Annotated in this window: 13 protein-coding genes; 7 read left to right on the forward strand and 6 right to left on the reverse strand. The window is 58.0% G+C overall.

Annotation, left to right across the window (positions count from 1 at the left end; translation table 11 throughout):
- Positions 1–17 precede the first annotated feature (17 nt).
- Positions 18–1,160 carry a protein NO VEIN domain-containing protein gene (locus tag AC07T0_RS21830; RefSeq protein WP_495003137.1) on the reverse strand — a complete coding sequence of 381 codons (1,143 nt, stop codon included), beginning with the start codon at positions 1,158–1,160 and terminating at the stop codon, positions 18–20.
- Between the two features lie 982 nt (positions 1,161–2,142).
- Here AC07T0_RS21830 and AC07T0_RS21835 point away from each other — a divergent pair.
- Complete coding sequence (locus tag AC07T0_RS21835; protein WP_495003138.1) at positions 2,143–2,616, forward strand: RICIN domain-containing protein; 474 nt, start codon at positions 2,143–2,145, stop codon at positions 2,614–2,616.
- A gap of 180 nt (positions 2,617–2,796) precedes the next feature.
- On the opposite strand, the gene AC07T0_RS21840 is transcribed toward AC07T0_RS21835, so the two are convergent.
- The 3 genes from AC07T0_RS21840 to srmL all read right to left on the reverse strand — a co-directional run bounded on the left by AC07T0_RS21840 (position 2,797) and on the right by srmL (position 6,248).
- A complete protein-coding gene (locus AC07T0_RS21840; RefSeq protein ID WP_495003145.1) occupies positions 2,797–4,251 on the reverse strand; it encodes a leucine-rich repeat domain-containing protein in 1,455 nt (484 codons plus the stop codon).
- A gap of 149 nt (positions 4,252–4,400) precedes the next feature.
- Positions 4,401–4,748 carry a DUF6124 family protein gene (locus AC07T0_RS21845; protein WP_495003139.1) on the reverse strand — a complete coding sequence of 116 codons (348 nt, stop codon included), beginning with the start codon at positions 4,746–4,748 and terminating at the stop codon, positions 4,401–4,403.
- A gap of 363 nt (positions 4,749–5,111) precedes the next feature.
- Positions 5,112–6,248 carry a PheS-related mystery ligase SrmL gene (srmL, locus tag AC07T0_RS21850; protein WP_495003140.1) on the reverse strand — a complete coding sequence of 379 codons (1,137 nt, stop codon included), beginning with the start codon at positions 6,246–6,248 and terminating at the stop codon, positions 5,112–5,114.
- Between the two features lie 487 nt (positions 6,249–6,735).
- Between srmL and AC07T0_RS21855 the strand changes: the two genes are divergently transcribed.
- Positions 6,736–7,662: a CgnE/CgnB domain-containing protein gene (locus tag AC07T0_RS21855; protein WP_495003141.1), complete on the forward strand. Its 927-nt coding sequence runs from the start codon at positions 6,736–6,738 to the stop codon at positions 7,660–7,662.
- 164 nt (positions 7,663–7,826) lie between these two features.
- On the opposite strand, the gene AC07T0_RS21860 is transcribed toward AC07T0_RS21855, so the two are convergent.
- Positions 7,827–8,513: a response regulator transcription factor gene (locus tag AC07T0_RS21860; RefSeq protein WP_152742113.1), complete on the reverse strand. Its 687-nt coding sequence runs from the start codon at positions 8,511–8,513 to the stop codon at positions 7,827–7,829.
- On the reverse strand, positions 8,488–11,865 hold the full coding sequence (locus AC07T0_RS21865) for an ATP-binding protein (RefSeq protein WP_495003142.1): 3,378 nt from the start codon (positions 11,863–11,865) through the stop codon (positions 8,488–8,490). The genes AC07T0_RS21860 and AC07T0_RS21865 overlap by 26 nt, the downstream gene beginning before the upstream one ends.
- A 316-nt stretch (positions 11,866–12,181) precedes the next feature.
- On the opposite strand from AC07T0_RS21865, the gene urtA reads away from it, so the two are divergent.
- The 5 genes from urtA to urtE all read left to right on the forward strand — a co-directional run bounded on the left by urtA (position 12,182) and on the right by urtE (position 17,145).
- Positions 12,182–13,426, forward strand: a complete 1,245-nt coding sequence (urtA, locus tag AC07T0_RS21870) for an urea ABC transporter substrate-binding protein (protein WP_152742112.1) — start codon at positions 12,182–12,184, stop codon at positions 13,424–13,426.
- Between the two features lie 148 nt (positions 13,427–13,574).
- Positions 13,575–14,492 (forward strand): urea ABC transporter permease subunit UrtB, encoded by a 918-nt coding sequence (gene urtB / locus AC07T0_RS21875; RefSeq protein WP_164886255.1) that lies wholly within the window; start codon positions 13,575–13,577, stop codon positions 14,490–14,492.
- A gap of 10 nt (positions 14,493–14,502) precedes the next feature.
- A complete protein-coding gene (gene urtC / locus AC07T0_RS21880; RefSeq protein WP_495003143.1) occupies positions 14,503–15,690 on the forward strand; it encodes an urea ABC transporter permease subunit UrtC in 1,188 nt (395 codons plus the stop codon).
- Positions 15,687–16,445, forward strand: coding sequence for an urea ABC transporter ATP-binding protein UrtD (gene urtD / locus AC07T0_RS21885; RefSeq protein WP_152742110.1), 759 nt, complete (start codon positions 15,687–15,689; stop codon positions 16,443–16,445). The genes urtC and urtD overlap by 4 nt, the downstream gene beginning before the upstream one ends.
- A gap of 10 nt (positions 16,446–16,455) precedes the next feature.
- The gene (gene urtE, locus AC07T0_RS21890) at positions 16,456–17,145 is read left to right on the forward strand and encodes an urea ABC transporter ATP-binding subunit UrtE (protein ID WP_495003144.1); all 690 of its coding nucleotides are present in this window, start codon (positions 16,456–16,458) and stop codon (positions 17,143–17,145) included.
- Positions 17,146–17,225 lie beyond the last annotated feature (80 nt).

Consider the following 17,225-nt stretch of genomic DNA (forward strand, 5'->3'; position numbering starts at 1 on the left):
ATTGGTCGGCTGGAAATTCAGCTGATGTAGTTTCGAAAGCTCGCTCTGAAATCCAAAGGCTTCAGGTACAACTGATCCGACAGATTCCCGCGCAGAATGAAGAGCTTTGGTGCGTTGCGCAGCTCAAACACTCGGTAGAGAAAGAACTGTTGATCCATCTCCTTTGAGAACTGCAGTTCGTTGTGACTGATGATGAAGGGCGCCGCTATTCCATTGTTGGTGGTCTTGACTTCGATGTACCGGTGGTCCACAGGTGTATCGAACGACAAAATATCGAACCCGGCACCGTCGCCTCGGGTGTCCGATATCCATTCCAGTTGTTGAATCAGATCCGGGTAGCCAGCCTCCTGCAACCGTTGGTGCTCGTAGCCGATGACCCATTCCTCTCCGCTGCGGCCCAGTTGCCGATTGGCTTCGTCACGTGCAGCGAAATTGAGCTTACGGGGTATGCGGATGCGCGATGCGGCTTCGGATGCCTGAAGTAAAGCCTCCTTCTTGGGTGCATCCACCAGCACGGTGCCGGTGTAGGTTTTCTCCCCGGGCGCTTTCACTTCCTCCAGCGCATCAACAACTTTGTGCATCACGCTGCGGTTGTCCGTGACATAGGCCTGAACCGCTTGGCGTAGCAAAAGCTGGCTGTTACCTCGGGGCTTGTAGCCCTGAATAAATGGCAACTCCAGGCCGGCCAAAATGGCGCTGATGTTCGAATGCTTGAGCTCCACCGAACCTTTGCTTCGTCCGTTGAGGCGGGGGCGCAATGCGTTGTTGTGTTCGGTTTTGTTGTAGGGGCGCTGTTCAGCTTCAAGCCGAAGCATCTCAAAGTAGTCGGCGACGGTCGCGTCGACTTCGTCCTGCGACCAGTCCTCTCCGATTCGGATCACCTCGAACCCAAGCGACTGCAATTTGGCCGCGACGGTCGCTTCGTTCTCCACAAGCGCTGTCGCGCTCAGTGGGCCGTCAGATGGGAATTGCACGCCGTAAGCAACCGCCACAACGGCTTTGATATCGCACTGTTCGCCATTTCGTGGGTTGCGTACCAGGAAGTACCTCGATTTTCCGAAGCTATACCGCTTCAGGAAGGCAGAGCGTCCCAGGGTTGAAAGCTCGTCAAGGGCGGCCTGGACGGCGGCGGGGCTTTGCAGTCGGGAGAGCTCGTTCATTTCGCGTCATGCGCCACTATGTAAGTCAAATCTTGTGAGTTTGCAGGAGAGTCTCACATAAAAAGCGAAGTCTTAGAAATGGCCTGCTAGATTGGGAAAAATATCTTCTGCACTTGGCGAAATATCTTACGAATGTTGAGTTAAAGAACTGGTGGGAGAGTTTTCACGGTAAGTAAAAAGGGGAGCTCTGCTCCCCTTTCAGTCACGCTGACCTCGTACTGCTTTCGGTACCGAGGGTTCCCGGCGGGTTGGGTGTGACCTTGTACATGGCAAATCTCCAATCTCACGGATGGAGCCGTCACCAGTATCGCTACCAAACGATTTGAGGGTGGCGGCTGTACACAGGTTGGTAGACCGGAAGATTGGAGAAACCGGCGCGCCCGAAGGTGCCCTGCGCACAGCCACCATAAAATGCAGGCAATAAAAAACGCCTGATTCCAAGGGGGCGCTGTGCGCCAATCTATACCGGGCTACCAAACCCGATCACTGATATGCAGTGACGGACTGAAGACTAGCCAGCGAAATTGGCAGGCACAAGCGGTCAGGATTTTCTAGGAAACTTCAGTCAAAGGAAAGCGAGTTGTCTTGCTGGCCTTGCAAGATCACCGGGGAAACGGCTCCTGAATCGCCTCTTGCCACCGGGGGCCACATGCAATCGTGTCACCACCTCCAGTCTTCAGAAAATGATGCTCATTGGCAGTCATTTCGCCGATGACCGGTGTGGCTAAAAAATGGCAAATGCACATCATCTGGCCTATCGTTCATCGCACCTAGCCCAGACTGCTTTCAAGACGACCTGCTTAACGGTTTCCGAATACCGGATGGCGCTCATGGCGTTTCATCCCCACAGTCTCCTCGCCAGTCTCGGCACGGCCGAATATTGCAATGACATTTCGTGTGGTAAGCCAGCCTTTGCCCATAGTGGTCACGGGTCGAGGTCGGGTGGCTGTCAGGTGACCACTCACCAGGAAGGTAAATTGAAATGGCTATCGATCCCAAGCAAGTGCATGCACGTGTGATGATTCAAAATATAAAAAGCGGTCGTTATTTAAGTATTGAAGGGAATACTGCCAACTGGAGTAAAGATGATGCCAGTTTGACGATTCGTGACTCCTTGAATCTCCCGGTTTTGGAAAGTCCACAGGTCTGGAGTATTATTCAGATTCGAAAAAGCTCTTGGATATTACTGAATCAGTACAGCATGAATGTTGCCTGTATCCGGGGACGTAGTACCGATAATGGTGCCACGGTCATCCAGTACCATACTCAGGGTGTGGCTTTTCAGGAGTGGGACTTCAAACAGCTCCAGAACGGCAACTGGCTGATTCGTAATCAGAACTCTGAAAAATATATCGGCCCTCAAGATCGCAGTACGGGCAATGACCATTACTGTATCCAATGGGACGATCAAACGGGCGAGGACAGCTACCAAGAGTGGCAGTTTAACCCGGTCTAGTGACATTTGAGTCAGTCCACCCGTTCCAACAACCCGTCTTGTAGGGGCGTTCATGACCTGCGTGTGATGTCGTGGCACGCAGGTCTGTTTTCATGAGCACCGGGGTTGGATCATCGGATAACGCATCCTGTCCCTGTAAAGTCCTTATGTTGCGAGATTCAGGCCCTCTCCAGGCGAGTGTCAAACGCCGGGGCCCGTCACGCGGGCTGGCAATCTGGCCAAGCGATCCCACCCCTCTGCGCTGATCCCTGAGCAGTTCGGCAACCACAATTTTTGTAGCGGCAACTGCTCCAACACGGACACTACGGCTGAAGTGATCTGCGATTCCCCCGGGCCTGCCGCAAGCGTCAGATCTCGCAGCGGCAGACGCGCCAGGTGGGCGACTCCGGCGTCAGTGAGCCAAGGACTTTCATATAAACCGAGGCGTTGCAGCGGTAGATCGCGCAAACAGGCCAAGTCGGCATCGCGTAGATCCAGACCGCTTATCTCCAGTTGCTCCAACGGCAATCCCAATTCGACGAGCATTCGCAAAGCCTTGCCGTCGATGCCGTGACAAAAACTGAGATTGAGCCGCTTCAGCGGCAGACCCGCCAATTGTTTCAGTTCCTTCCCTGTGATGTCGTTCAATGAAAGGTCCAGCGATTCCAGCTCCAAACCGCGCAGGTCGGACAATGTATGCGCGTCGATGCCTTGCACATCGGAGAGCCCCAGGCGCTTCAGTGGAAACGCGTGCAGTACATCGAGCCGCTCGATCATTTGCTGTGAAGACTTGAGATCCAGATCGGCGAGTGGCATGCCTTCCAGTTCGGCAATGTCGTCCTCACAGATATACGAAGATTGCAGCGAAAGCCGTTCGATCGGCAGGCTCTGGATAGCGTGGAGCATGGCGTCGGTTGCGTAACAGTAATCGAGGCTCAGCGAGCGCAATGCGGTCAGGCCGCGGAGCCAGGAAGGGTTCTTCAGGATTGCGCCATTCCAGCCCAGAGATAACTGTTCGAGTGGATGATGACCCAAGTGCCGCATTCCACGTGAAGTGAGTTCCCCTGCGCGATTCAAGGTGAGTGAGCGCAACTTGAGTCGTGACAGTCCGAGCAGGCCGTCGTCGGTGACCTCATCACAACGGTTCAACGACAACTCCTGCAGCGAGCCACTGCCGAGTTGCTGGAGGAAACGGTCGTCGAAGTCCTCGCCGTAGGTTTCCAACTTCAGCCGGCGCAACCGTTCGAGTGACGGGAGGCTGGTGGCGTTGTCATCGCGCGAAAAACCGTTGATTTCCAATGTTTCGAGGGCTGCGGCTGGCAAACGTTGCCATACAGTCTGATCGCAGCTGAATTTCGGGCTGTTGAGTACCAGCGTACGCAGTGGCAGCCCAGCCAGGGCATCAAGCCAATCAGGCTCGGCATTCTCCAGTTCGACATGGTCTACGGGCAGTCCGCGAAGCTGCGACAACAATGTCTTAGGGCGATTGGTATGCGCGGTGGCGTTCAACTGCGCGACAACAGCGATAGCAGCCGGATCGCACAGACCGGCAGCGACTCGTAATCCATCCAGTGAGACCTCCCCGCTGTCGAGCAGAGCACGATAAAGCGAAGCACGCGCGGCAATGTCATCGGGTGTGGCAGAGAGTTGGGCCATCAGAGCGTTGCGGTTCAGCACTATTGACGAGTCCGAAGTGAGCGAGCCGAAAGGATCGATGGAAGTATTAGCCAGTGACGTCAGTCATGTGTCCAGAGGCGGGTGTGAAAAAGGGGAGCAAACTCCCCTTTATGCCGCGCTGCTTTCCGTCAGTTTGTTACCCCAGCAGGCTGTTCTTCAATCACTGAATCAACTTGTCGTTGAGCCAACTCGATCAGATGCACGACACCCATTGCCACTTTTCGACTCGCACCTGTGAGGTTGTCCGCATTTTCATAGGCCGTGGCGGCAGCGGAATCCAGGATTGAACTGGCGTTGATGAGAGCCTCTTCTCGGCTTTGCGGGGCAGGGGCCTTATTTTGCGTTCCTGTGATACCAGGGCGTTTTGGACCGCCACCCTGAGGCAGTATGTAGTACGCCAGCGCACGGTCAGCGGCTTGCGGGTCGATGCTTTCGATACCGGATGAAACCGGTGGATTGGGCGTTACCTTGAACATGGTTGCGCATCTCCAATGTTGGATGGCGCTGCCATCACTCGCGACTAAACGAGCGGGTGGCAGCTGTACGCAGGTTAGTCGACCGGAACATTGGGAACCCGGCGCACCACGAGGGTGCCCTGCGCACAGCCACCATAAAGCGGTAGGCGAAAAAATAGCGCCCGACCGGGAGGTGGCGCTTATGCGCCCAATGTAGAACTTCCGGGCGACTAAACCCGGTCACTGAATTGGCAGTGACAGGACCAAGACTAGCCAGCGAAATTGGCGGGCACAAGCGGTCAGGATTTTCTAGGAAATTTCACGCGAGGGAAAGCGAGTTGTCTTGCTGGCCCTGCCAAATCACTGGAAAAACGACCTCTTGTTTCATTCAATCTTGTAACCACCTCCGACCGTGCCCTCATGCAACGCCGACTGTATAACCTCATACAGCCTATTGGCCTCCACCGTGGTTATCGACCGTGAGCTGTCGCGCAAAACTACCCGCAGCAGTACATTTTCCTGCCCTGGTAGTAACCCAAGTCGTTCAATCGCCTGTGCGGGCAATTGATCCTCGCACCAGCGTCCCTTGACCTGCATTTCTTCAATCCACCCCGCACGGTCTCCCGCCGCCGCCAGCATCTTTTCAGTCAATGCCTCTTCACTTTGCCCAGGGGTAACCGCCAAGGAGATATCCCGGCTGATCGACGGCAGGCGGGATACGGCTTTCCACGGCAACAAGTCATGCATCTGTGCTTGAACCCGGATGTTCGGGTCGCGCAACAAGCGGATATCCGGAATACCCTTGCGCAACATCGTCAGCCGATCCAGGCCCATTCCCAGCGCCAACCCGCCATGCCGAAGCGGGTCAATCTCCAGTCTTTCCAGCAATGAGCGGGCGATGCAGCCACATTCAAGCACTTCCACTGGTCGCTCCGGTGTGACGACATTCACTTCGATACCGCCCTCGGTGTAGTGGTGAGGGCTGTCCGCCGTCACCCAGGTATGGCCGGGCACCGCGAGTTGAAGGATGTCGCCCACCAGGCGCAGCAAGTGTTTCCGTGCTGAAAGATCCGGTTCCCCCAGAACCCAGATATCCATCTGGTGCGGTTCGGCGCAATGCCAACGATCACGGGTATCCCGTCGATAGGTAATACCCGGAGCGGCCAGGAGAATCATTTCGCCGGGTTGTCGTCTTTCAGCCGCCTGTTGCAGTGCGAAAGGGATCTGGCTGGTGGTTTGCGTGCGCAACAGCGCGTGTTCGTTGACCCAGCGGGTGTGCTCGCTACCCAGTGTGATTTCGCTGGGGGCGTAGCCGAGCAATCCATAGTTCTCTTCGGCAGAAACAACCCGGGGACCTGTCCGGACTTGAGCGTTCGGCCAACCCCGAAGAGCAAGCCCGCCAAGGATTTCGTGGACTAACAGGTTGATCGCATGGGGGGGAGATGACGCTTCGGTCAGGTCAGGAATATCAAGTGATTGTTGAAGGGCAGTATCTGACAGATGTCTTTTTTTATCGCGCATGACTTATCCGCTCCGCCATATTGATGGGTATTTGCGTGAAGGGTCACATTACTTTTTGTGGTGGGAGTAATTCATTGATGTGGTGCTTAAAAATATGTAGGCATGTTCTTGTTGGTTTGTGGTTTTTAGCTTGCAGTAAAATCTTGCATATATGCGTTTTTGTGATGTGTTTTATCTTTGTTATTTTTATTTAATAAGAAAGCTATCCGTTTGGCTAGTTTTTTGTGTGTGAGGGAAGGTGTTCAATATTTGTGCCCTTTCCGTAAAGGTTTGGGTGTCATCCAATTGCACTTATCTATGTGAGGTGTCAGCGGTATGAAAAAGTTAAAAGCTCCAATCGTTCTGTTAACCCGAATGGCTTCAGATTCCGAAGCTTTCTCTTGGCCGCCACTTTCGTGGCCCTCGTTATGAGGATCCTTTAATTTAAATCTGTTACGTTGGCGTCAGGGTAGCCGCTTGACGCCTTCCTCATAATGAGGGAGTTACGATGTTAAAGTCCAAACTGGTCGAAACTTTATTTGGTGGCCGGATGCCAAGCATTTTGTCTGACTCGGAAGAGTTTACATCCAGGTGTGCGGGCCTTGGCGTACCGGCACTAAACCTGAGTGATTTGGCGGTTTTACCGGAATACTGTGTGGTATTTTCATTTTGCGATGATGCGGCAAAGCTTGTATTCAAGAAGGCCCGGGAGTCACCTGTAAAAAAATTGATATTTTGTGCTGTTCACGTTTTTGATGCCTCCATTGATAGTGTGTTCTACACTCTTGAACTACTGCTGCAGAGTGACATTCAAAGCGCGCTTCAGTTGCAGCGAAAGGTTCTGGAGAAGCTGGAGTGCCATAAACACCTTCGTGTCACAGGTGTGGATACACAGGTGGAGGTATCTATTTTCGACGATGCCAAACCCTATGCGTTGATTGCGGAGGATGTTTGTGGGGACTTTGTTCATTCTGTCGCGGAATTTTTTGAGGTGCACTACGCACATATGAATTCACTCAAGCCCTGCCCCTTTCACGCTGAGGGTGTTCTAAAAGTAGCGGGTATTCTGACTGTTCTCAGAAAATCCGACTCACCATGTTCTCAAGATTTGAAGGATAAGTTGAAGAAATTGACTGGGCGAGTAGCCGAATATGGGGCGATGGCGGTCGTGAAAAATAATAAGCTTAGGTCATTCAAAGTCGATAATAAAGAAGAAATTGAGCTGCTTATTGCCGCTGCCGGGCCCCGTGGGGGGCAGCTAACAGAGTTTGCGATTGGCGTTAACAAATCGCTCGCACCCATTGTTGATTTCAGTGTTAACTCGCAAATGAATGAGGGCGTTGACGGGGTTCATGTTGCCATCGGTGACGGGTCAACTGGTTATCACATCGACTTCTTGAGTCCGGGGGCCGCAGTGGTTACTACCTCCACCTGACTCTGATTCCCAGTAGCCTGGGAAAATGTCCCCCGGATTGCCTCTTACCTCACTCAATCTTGTAGCCATCTCCAGTTTCCTGAGGGTGATGCTCGTGGGCTACAGTTTCCAAGGTTTTGTGCTTTTTTGAGGCCTCTGGGCTACAAACTACGGCTTAAAGGCCGCTACATCCGCCGATGCTCCGTCATCGCCGACAGCACCACCGACGTCGCCGCCGTGCGCGTCTCCACCCCCAGCTTGATATACACATGCTCCAGATGCTTGTTCACCGTACGCGGGCTCAAATCGAGGATGGTGCCGATATCGCGATTGGTTTTCCCACAGGCTACCCAGCGCAGCACTTCCACTTCACGCCCCGTCAGTTGAAAGCGTGCCGACAACACCTGGCTGGCCGGCTCATCATTCAGGCTCAAGGCCGCCACTGGCTGTGATGCCGCCCGCGCCGACAACAGCGTGCGTGAGGTACGCAAATGCGCCGCAACCCGAGCCAGCACCTCATCGATCTGAATCGGCTTGGTCACATAATCACTGCCACCCACCTCAAACCCCTGCACCACATGCCGACTCTCCGTCAGCGCAGTCATGAACAGCACTGGAATATCAGCACTCTCCGGCTGCGCCTTGATCCGCCGACAGGTCTCAAACCCATCCAGTCCCGGCATCATTGCATCGAGCAAGATCAGGTCCGGGCGCCGCCGCTCGATCCGGTTCAACGCACTCAACCCATCCAGCGCCACCAGCACCATATAACCGGCATCGTTAAGCGCATCGGAGAGCAGCGCGAGGTTATCCGGCGTGTCATCCACAATCAGCACGACACCGGGTTCAGCGACTGTGGTCAGTGCATTCATCTTCTGCCTCCTTGAGGGTGCGGTTGATTTCGTCCAGGCGAAAGTTCTTCAGCAGCTTGCGGATCGACCCGATAAAAGCCGCCGTGTCGGGTGCCTCGGCCTGGATGCTGTCGAGCTTTTCCTGCAGGCCACGGACATAGCCGATGGCGCTGAGTTCGCCGAGGGCGACAAGGTCAGGGTGTGAGGGTAAGACCCAAGGTTCGGGGAGTGCCGCCGGCGCCGGCTTTTCACGCCGCACCCAATGCAGATCAAGTTGCTTCTGAATCCGCTCCAGCAACTCCGGCGTGCGCACCGGCTTGGCCAGGTAGTCATTGCAGGCACTCGCCAGGTTGCGTTCGTCGCTGAAGGCATTGGCCGAGATCACGATGATCGGCACCGTGGACAGCGCATTGCGGCGGATCAGGCGGCTGGTTTCCCAGCCATCCATGGTTGGCATCGACAGGTCCATCAGAATCAGGTCCGGCCCCAGCAACGCCACCTGACGAATCGCTTCCTGACCGTTGCTGGCCTGCACCACCTCGAAACCCAGCGGCGTGAGCATGCCGTTGAGCACCTTGCGATGGTCGACATGATCGTCCACCACCAGCACCCGGCGCCGGGGCCCCTGGTAACCGATGATGTCGTGCTCGACATGGACCACGGCCTGGGGCGCGCGCACCTGGGAGAGAAACAGCCGCACCTGGAAGCAGGTGCCCTTGTCCTGCTGGCTCCTGACCTGCAATTCGCCGCCCATCAGCGAGGTGAGCATGCGGGTGATGGTCAGGCCCAGGCCGACGCCCTTGTCCTGGCGCATCAGGTCGCCACGTTCGAAGGGCTGGAAGATCCGCTCGATATGCTCGGGGTCGATGCCGATACCTGTGTCGATAATCTCGAAGGTTGCCGTTTCCCGCATGTAACTGACCCGCAGGCAAACCTCGCCGCTGTCGGTGAAATTGACCGCATTACCCAGCAGGTTGATCAGAATCTGCCGCACACGTTTTTCATCGCCGCGTACCACCGCCGGCATCTTGCCGACCAGCTCCAGGCGAAAGCGCAAGCCTTTATCCTGGGCCTGCGGAGTGAACATCAGCTCCAGATCGTGGATCAGTTCCGGGAACGGAATCTCCGTCAGTTCCAGGCGCAGTTTGCCGGCCTCGATCTTGGCCACGTCGAGCAGGCCGTCGATCAGTGACAGCAGGTGCGAGCCACTGCGCAGGATGGTCGCCAGGGCATCCTGATGCTGTTCCGGCATGGCCGCGTCGCGCTGCAGGTTCTGGGTAAAACCGAGGATGCTGTTGAGCGGCGTGCGCAGTTCATGGGACAGCCCGGTGATGTAGCGACTCTTGGCCGCGTTGGCCGCTTCGGAGGCTTCCTTGGCATCCTGCAGGGCCTGGTCGGTGACTCGGTGGGCGGCGATTTCCTGCATCAGCAATTGGGTCTGGCGGGTCGATTCCTCCTGGGCCACGTGGCGGCTTTCCCGGGTCAGGACGATCCACCAGGCGAGGATCGCCGCCAACATCGAGAGGGTCAGGAAGGCCTTGAAAAACGCCTGGTACAAGGTTGCCGAATGGGGCAGTCCCTGGGAGGCCTGGCCGTAGATCAGCGCCAGGGCGCCGCTGAGCATCAGGATCAGCACCAGCAGCAGACCGAGATAATGCATCAGCCGGGTGTGCAGGCGCGGCACCATGGTGCTGGGCAGTAACCAGCGCAATAGCGACTCGAACTGCGCGGACAGACGCCCCTGGGGTTTGCAGCGATCGCCGCAACGCGCATCCAGCGAACAGCACAGCGAGCAGATGGGCGTGCTGTAGGCCGGACAGAACGCCATGTCCGCACTTTCGAACGGGTTGCTGCACAAACCGCAGGTGACCTGTGTACTCGGTGCCACCGGACGCAGCAGCAACGGGTCGCTGGTGCGGGCGATGTAATAGCGGCTGCCGGTGGCCCAGGCCAGCAGCGGGACCATGATCAGTGCCGTGCCGAGGGCGACGAAGGGCGGCGCGGCCTGGGCCAGGGCACCGAACAGGCCGAAGTGGGCGAGGATCGACAGCAACGAGGCAATCACCATGGAGCCGACGCCCACCGGGTTGATGTCGTAGAGGTGTGCGCGCTTGAACTCGATATGTTTCGGCGACAGCCCCAGCGGCTTGTTGATCACCAGGTCAGCGACCACGCAGCCGATCCAGGCCGTGGCGATATTGGCGTAGAGGCCGAGCACCTGGTCGATGACGTCGAACACCCCCAGCTCCATCAGCATCAGCGCAATCGCCACATTGAACACCAGCCACACCACACGACCGGGATGACTGTGGGTGACCCGGGCAAAGAAGTTCGACCAGGCCAGGGAGCCGGCGTAGGCATTGGTCAGGTTGATCTTCATCTGCGAGACGAACACGAACAGCACCATGGCGCCCAGGGCCCACTCCGGCGAGGAGAAGACATAACTGAAGGCCACCAGGTACATCTGCGTCGGTTCGGCGGCGCGCTCCATGGGGATTTCGTGTTGCAGGGCGAGAAAGGCCAGGAACGCGCCGGCGGCCATTTTCAGGGCGCCGGGGATGATCCAGCCGGGACCGGCGCAGAGCAGGGCGGCCCACCAGCGTTTGCGGTTGGCCGAGGTTTTCTCCGGCAGAAAACGCAGGTAGTCGACCTGTTCACCTATCTGCGTCACCAGCGACAGGGCCACGGTGCAGGCCGCGCAAAACTCCAGCAGATTGAAGTCGCCGCCGCTGGTACTGCGGCCCAGGAAGCTGGTCCAGTCGCTGAAGGCCTGGGGATTTTTCAGCATCACGAACAGGTAGGGCAGCACCAGCAGCACCAGCCACAGCGGCTGGGTCCAGAGTTGCAGGCGGCTGATCAGGGTCACCCCGTAGGCCACCAACGGGATCACCAGCAACGAGCAGATCACATAGGCGAAGGCCAGCGGGATATGGAAGTACAGCTCCAGGGCCAGGGCCATGATCGCCGCTTCCAGGGCGAAGAACAGGAAGGTGAAGCTGGCGTAGATCAGCGAGGTGATGGTCGAGCCGATATAGCCGAAGCCGGCGCCACGGGTCAGCAGGTCCATGTCGACGCCGTAGCGGGCGGCGTAGTAGCTGATGGGCAGGCCGGTGAAGAAGATCACCAGGCTCACCGCGAGAATCGCCCAGAAGGTGTTGGTGAAACCATAACTCAGGGCCAGCACCCCGCCGATCGCCTCCAGGGCGAGGAACGACACCGCGCCGAGGGCGGTGTTGGCGATGCGCAACTCCGACCATTTGCGAAAGGACTTTGGCGTGTAGCGCAGGGCGTAGTCCTCCATGGTCTCGTCGGCGACCCAGCTGTTGTAGTCGCGACGGATCTTGGCGATGCGCTGGGTGCCGGGTGGTAGCACGGTGAAGGACTCCTGCGGTCAAGGCGCTCCGTGCCTGGCGTTGTAGTGGTGAAAAATTGAGCAATTTTCATGCCCCAGGCTGCCGGGCCGCATCAGCGGTTACCCGTGCGCGTGCCTGCGCGTGAGGCGGTCAGGTGGCGCGGGCCTGGGGCGCTAGCCTGCGCCAGCTTGGTGCGAATTTCCCTACGTCAAATGACGTATGCCTTTACGTCAGGCTGCGTATACCGGCCACTGCCGCGCGCCGCCATGCTGATGCCATCACCGTTGCTGGCCGCCCCGAGGCGAACCCGCAGCACCACCGCAGAGGAGTAGCAGCATGGAACCACGATTGATCCGCACCCAAGGTCTGTTGCCGCGCCGTCTGGCGCTGGGAGCGGCGGCCCTGTCGTTACTGGCCGCCAGTGTATTCAGCCAGGGGGTGATGGCGGACGAGGCCAACACCACCGGCCTGGCCGTGACCCCGACTGAAGTCACCGTCGGCCAGTTGCACTCGGCCACCGGCACCATGGCGATTTCCGAAACCGGTTCGATCCAGGCCGAACGCCTGGCCATCGAACAGATCAACGCTTCGGGCGGCATCCTTGGCCGGCAGATCAAGGTGATCCAGGAAGACGGCGCGTCCGACTGGCCGACCTTCGCCGAGAAGGCCAAGAAGCTGCTGGTCAACGACAAGGTGGCAACGGTGTTCGGCTGCTGGACCTCGGCTTCGCGCAAGGCTGTGTTGCCGATCTTCGAGAAGGAAAACGGCCTGCTCTACTACCCGACGTTCTATGAAGGGCTGGAGCAGTCGAAGAACGTGATCTACACCGGCCAGGAAGCCACCCAGCAAATCCTCGCCAGCCTTGACTGGATTGCCAAAACCAAGGGCGCCAAGACCTTCTATCTGGTGGGTTCGGATTACATCTGGCCGCGCACCTCGATGAAGATCGCGCGCAAGCACATTGAAAACGTGCTGCACGGCACCGTGGTCGGTGAAGACTACTACCCGCTGGGCAACACCCAGTTCGGCTCGCTGATCAACAAGGTCAAGCTGAAGAAACCTGATGTGGTGTTCGCCGCCGTGGTCGGTGGTTCCAACGTGGCCTTCTACAAGCAATTGAATGCGGCGGGCGTCAACTCTTCCAAGCAGACCTTGCTCACCCTGTCGGTGACCGAAGACGAACTGCTGGGCATCGGCGGCGAAAACATGGCCGGTTTCTATGCCTCGATGAAGTACTTCCAGAGCCTGGACAACCCGAACAACAAGGCCTTCGTCGAGGCCTTCAAGGCCAAGTATGGCAAGGATGCGGTGATCGGCGACGTGACTCAGGCGGCCTATCTCGGCCCGTGGTTGTGGAAAGCGGCGGTGGAGAAGGCCGGCAGTTTCGATGTCGACAAAGTGGTCGCGGCCTCGCCGGGTATCGAGCTGAAAACCGCGCCTGAAGGCTATGTGAAAGTGCACGACAACCATCACCTGTGGAGTAAGACCCGCATCGGTGAAGTACAGCCCAATGGTCAGTTCAAGGTGGTGTACGAGTCCGGTCTGATCGAGCCGAATCCGTTCCCTAAAGGTTACCAATAACGTTCGATCGCTATCGCCAGCAAGCTGGCTCCTACAGGGACCGCCTTGGTCGTCATTGCGGTTAACGACCAAGACGGTATCTGCACGCGCCTGGCTTGCCGGAGATGCGGTTTTTTTACTTCCACCCTCCCAGCAGGAGACCATCATCATGGAATGGCTATCGGAATTTGGTGCCATCGCGGCCATGCAGGGGTTCAACGGTTTGTCCGTGTTCTGCGTGCTGCTGTTGATGGCATTGGGGCTGGCGATCATCTTCGGGCAAATGGGGGTCATCAATATGGCCCACGGCGAGTTCCTCACCATCGGTGCCTACACCACCTATGTCTGTTCGAGCCTGACCAGCCATTTCGCCCCGGCGTTCCAGCCCTACTATTTTTTCTTCGCCATCGCCCTGTCGTTTCTGATCGCCGGCGCCATCGGCTGGCTGGTGGAGTGGGCGATGATCAGCCGCCTTTACAAACGCCCGCTGGACACGCTGCTGGCCACCTGGGGGCTGTCCCTGGTCATGCAGCAGACCTTCCGTTCGGTGTTCGGCGCCCGTGAAGTCAGTGCCACGCCACCGGAGTGGCTGATGGGCTCGTTCAACCTCACGGACGCCATCGAGATCCCGCGCAACGGCCTGTTCATGATGGCCCTGACCTTGTTGCTGACGGCGGGGATTTTTGTCCTGCTCTACCGCTCGCGCTGGGGCCTGCATGTGCGGGCCACGGTGCAGAACCGGTTGATGAGCCGGGCCGTGGGCATCAATACCCGCAAGGTCGACCGCATGACTTTTGCCCTGGGTTGCGGGGTGGCCGGGGTGGCCGGCGCGGCCTTCACCACCATCGGTTCCACCGGGCCCACCGCCGGCTCGCAGTACATCGTCGACACCTTCCTGGTGGTGGTCTTCGGTGGTGCGCAAAGCCTGTTCGGCACCATCGCGTCGGCGTTCGTGATTGCCCAGACCCAATCGATCTCGGAGTTTTTTCTCAGTGGCTCGATGGCCAAGGTGCTGACCCTGTCCGGGGTCATCCTGATCCTGATGCTGCGCCCCCAAGGGCTGTTCTCCATCAAAGTGCGCAAGTAGAGGCGAGCCGATGAACGTTCTAGACAAGATGCTGGCGGGCAAGCCGAACCTGCTCGGCGTGGCGCTGTTGGCGCTGCTGATTTTCGTGGTGTTCCCACTGACCCTGGATGCTTTCCGCCTGAACATGGTCGGCAAGTACCTGACCTACGCCTTCGTCGCCGTTGGCCTGGTGTTGTGCTGGGGTTATGGCGGCATTCTCAGTCTCGGGCAGGGAGTGTTTTTCGGTGTTGGCGGCTACTGCATGGCGATGTTTCTCAAGCTGGAAGCCTCCGATCCGGTCAGCACCAAGATCCAGACCACGCCGGGCATTCCGGACTTTATGGACTGGAACCAGATCACCGAACTGCCGTGGCTCTGGGTGCCGTTCCACAGTTTCAGCTTCACGCTGCTGGCGGTGATCCTGGTGCCGGTGCTGCTGGCTTTTATCATCGGCGTGGCGCTGTTCAAGCGGCGGGTCGGGGATGTGTATTTCTCTATCGTCACCCAGGCCATCGCGCTGATTCTCACGGTGCTGATTGTCGGGCAGCAGGGACTGAGCGGTGGGGTCAATGGCATCACCGATCTGAAGACTTTGCTCGGTTGGGACCTGCGCACCGACAACGCCAAGCTGCTGCTGTATTTCATCAATGCGGCGCTGCTGTTCGGCTGCATTTTTATCGGCCGTTTTGTCCTGGCTTCCAAGCTTGGACGGCTGCTGATGGCGATGCGCGACAAGGAGGAGCGGGTGCGCTTCTCCGGTTATGACGTGGCCACTTTCAAGATATTCGTGTTTTGCATCGCCGCCGGGTTCTCGGCGATTGGCGGCGCGATGTTCGCTTTGCAGGTGGGCTTTATGTCGCCCACGTTCGTCGGCATCGTGCCGTCCATCGAGATGGTGATCTTTACCGCGGTCGGCGGGCGTATGTCGTTGCTCGGTGCGGTGTATGGGGCGTTGCTGGTGAACTACGGCAAGACCTATTTCTCCGAGTCCTTTCCCGAACTGTGGTTGTACCTGATGGGCGGGCTGTTCATTGCCGTGGTCATGTACTTCCCTAATGGGCTGGCCGGGCTTTGGGACAGTCATGGTCGCCAGGCTCTTGCTCGATTGCTGCGGCGTTCTCCTCGCTCACAACTGGTGGCTGCGTCCTTGCCGCAGGCCGTGCGTGTCGAGCCGAAAGCTCCAGCTCCTGAACGTCCTTCTCTGGAGACACAGCCATGACCGCCATCGGTTTTCAGATGAACAAACCGGTATTGGCCATCGAGGGGCTGACGGTGTCCTTCGACGGTTTCAAGGCGGTGGACAACCTCAACCTGTATATCGACCGCAATGAAGTTCGGGTGGTGATCGGACCCAATGGCGCCGGCAAGACCACGGTGCTCGACCTGATCTGCGGCAAGACCCGCGCCACCAGCGGCAGCATCCAGTTCGACGGGAAAGAGCTGACCCGGATGCACGAGTACAACATCGTCCGCGCAGGCGTTGGGCGCAAATTCCAGAACCCGTCGATCTACGAAAACCTCACGGTGTTCGAGAACCTGGAGATGTCCTATCCGGCCGGGCGCAAGGTGTTCAGTGCGTTGTTCTTCAAGCGTAGCGCCGCGGTGATTGCCCGGGTGGAAGAGGTGGCCCGGGAGATCTTTCTCGGCGACCTGCTGGAGCAACAGGCCGACCTGCTTTCCCACGGGCAGAAGCAGTGGCTGGAGATCGGCATGCTGCTGATGCAGAACCCTGACCTGTTGATGCTCGACGAACCGGTCGCCGGGATGAGCGTCAACGAGCGGGTGCAGACCGCCGAGTTGCTCAAGCGCATCAGCCAGGGCCGTTCGGTGCTGGTGATCGAGCACGACATGGAGTTCGTCAAGAGCATTGCCCACAAGGTCACGGTTTTGCACCAGGGCAAGGTGCTGGCCGAGGGCAGCATGGAGTCGGTGCAGAACAACCCGAAAGTCATCGAAGTCTATCTGGGCCATTGAGGAAGCAGGCATGTTCAACGTCAACAAGCTGTCCTGTGGCTACGGCCAGAGCCAGATCCTCCACGACCTCGACCTGGCCGTGGCCAAGCAGGAAATCGTCGCCGTGATGGGGCGCAACGGCATGGGCAAGACCACGCTGTTCAAGAGCCTGATGGGCATTCTTCCGCAGTGGGGCGGGCAGGTCAGTGTCGATGGGCGCGAGGTGTCGAAGCTCGAGACCCACGAGCGGGTCGAGCATGGCATCGCCTATGTGCCCCAGGGGCGGATGATCTTTCCCAGCATGACGGTGCTGGAGAATATCCAGACTGGCTTGCCGGCCTCGGCCCGGGGCCAGGTGCCGGAAGACCTCTATGCATTGTTCCCGGTGCTCCACGACATGCGCTCGCGCAAGGGCGGCAACCTCTCGGGCGGACAACAGCAGCAACTGGCGATTGCCCGGGCGTTGGCGACCAATCCCAAGGTGCTGCTGCTGGATGAGCCCACCGAGGGCATCCAGCCGTCGATCATCAAGGACATCGCTCGGACCCTGAAGGAAATCCGCAATTTGCGCGACCTGACCATCGTGGTTTCGGAGCAGGTGCTGTCGTTCACTCTGGAGATCGCCGACCGCTTCCTGGTGATCGAGAAGGGGCGCTTCGTCATCGAGGAGACCCGCGACAAGGTCGACGAAGCGACCATCAGCCGTTACCTCTCCGTCTAGACACCACCGTCCTGTAGGAGCCCGGCTTGCCGGCGATAGCGGTCTTGAGATCGCCATCGCCGGCAAGCCGGGCTCCCACA

It is taken from the genome of Pseudomonas sp. GW821-FHT04D07 (assembly GCF_059420225.1).